This window comes from Streptomyces sp. NPDC056160 (assembly GCF_042268205.1).
In the GTDB taxonomy this organism is placed as follows: domain Bacteria; phylum Actinomycetota; class Actinomycetes; order Streptomycetales; family Streptomycetaceae; genus Streptomyces.
The window spans coordinates 1-1,800 of sequence record NZ_JBHJUW010000327.1 but is presented as its reverse complement, the minus strand read 5'-3'; the positions used below and the strand labels follow the sequence as shown (position 1 = coordinate 1,800).

General features: G+C 66.9%; 1 protein-coding gene. It reads right to left on the bottom strand.

Annotated elements, in window-relative coordinates; genetic code table 11:
• Positions 1-126 precede the first annotated feature (126 nt).
• Positions 127-1,494: a group II intron reverse transcriptase/maturase gene (gene ltrA, locus ACFC02_RS42465; protein ID WP_376368373.1), complete on the bottom strand. Its 1,368-nt coding sequence runs from the start codon at positions 1,492-1,494 to the stop codon at positions 127-129.
• Positions 1,495-1,800: the final 306 nt, after the last annotated feature.

The following is a 1,800-nucleotide window of genomic DNA, read 5'->3' as shown; positions in this document are numbered from 1 at the left end:
TGTCCCTGTGCGGTCGGCTCGGGGCGCGGTGACGACGTTGCCGTCGTTCCGTTTCCCCGAGCCGCCGACCCGAACCGGACGTGCGCGTTTCCACGCATCCGGCTCTCCACGTGCCTTGCCCGGTGGTCAGCCGTTGTCGGCTGCCGTTTCGATGGTCCACGGAGTTGGAATCTTGGCTCCGCGGTAGCGGTAGCGTTCGATCATGACGCTGGATGCGCCGAGGAACACGGTGCCGCTGTCGGCAAACCTCCATCCCTGGTCACAGAACTTCCTCAACTGGCTGCTGGGGATGCCGTGTTTGCGGCGGAGCCAGATCGCGACGCGGTGCCATGTGTAGTGGTCGACCGCGTTGAAGGTCCGCTTCGCCGCGCCGTGGCGGAAGTAGGTCGCCCATCCGATCATCGTCCGGTTCAGTCCCCCCAAAAGGGTGGCCAGACTCTGATTCTGGGCGTGTCTGTAGGTTCGTTCCGAGATCCGGCCTTTGATGGCCTTGATGGCCTTCTTCGAGGGCCGGGTGTAGACGACGAGCTTGTCCGTACCACGTTTCCGCTGGCGGCGGATGTGGTGGCCGAGAAAGTCGAAGCCGTCGTCGATATGAACCACGCGGGTCTTCTCCGCTGAGAGCCGCAGTCCGAGTGGGGCCAGGACCTCGGCGACCTGCTCGCGCAGGGCCTCGGCCCGGTGGGCCGGGCCACTGATGAGGACGACGAAGTCGTCCGCGTAGCGGATCAGCCTCCAGTTCCCCTCTCCGGTCTTGCGGCGTTTCTCCCGCTGCCAACTGGTGCCCATCCGGTTGTGCCACTGGCCGTGGAAGTGCTCGTCCAGGGCGGTAAGGGCGATGTTGGCCAGCAACGGGGAGAGGATCCCGCCCTGGGGGGTGCCGGTGGAGGTGTCCTTGGCGATGCCGTGGTGCATGACCCCGGCCTTCAAGAACGCCTTCACCAGCGCCAGGACCCGCTTGTCGGAGATCCTGGCCCGTAGCCGGTCCATCAGCGCGACGTGATCGATGTTGTCGAAGCACGCCTCGATGTCGGCTTCCAGGACTACTTCGTAGCCCCGGCGTGCCAGATAAACGATCTCCGCAATGGCGTCATGCGCTCGGCGGCCCGGCCGGAACCCGTAGGAGACTGGCAGAAAGTCGGCCTCGAATACGGGCTCCAGGACCGCCTTCAGCGCGGCTTGCACGACCCGGTCCTTCACGGTCGGGATGCCAAGATCACGCATCTTCCCGTTGGACTTGGGGATCTGGGTGCGCCGCACCGGCGCGGGCCGGTAGGTCCGCGCCTTGAGCTCGTCCCTGATCTCCATCAGGAACGGCTGTACTCCCGGCCCGGACTCGATCGCGGCCACGGTGAGCCCGTCGATCCCGGCCGTCTTCGCTCCGGCGTTGCCTGCGACCCTGTTCCAGGCGTCGATCAGGAACCCCGGGTCGCAGACCAGGTTGTACAGATCATCGAATCGGCGCGCGGCGTCCGCCCGCGCCCACTGGTGCAACTTGAGCTGCATCTTCCGTACCGGGACACCCGGCCTCCATGGGGCGGCCGTCCCGGCCCCGGTATTCACCAGGGCGTCTTCGGGCATTGCAGTCCTCTCCTTGTCTGGCACGCTGCCGCCCTTCCCCGTGCGACCGGCTTTCCCGGCCCCGGAGTACTACGGCGGCTCCGCCCCGTCCACGCCCTTCGGCGGGCAACGCGCCTATCCCAGTCCGGGCCGCCGGCGGCGGCCCGGATCGGGAGCAGATCGCGGACGGTTCCCACGTTCACCGCTGATCGATCGACGGGTGAGGTGCCCGGCTATACC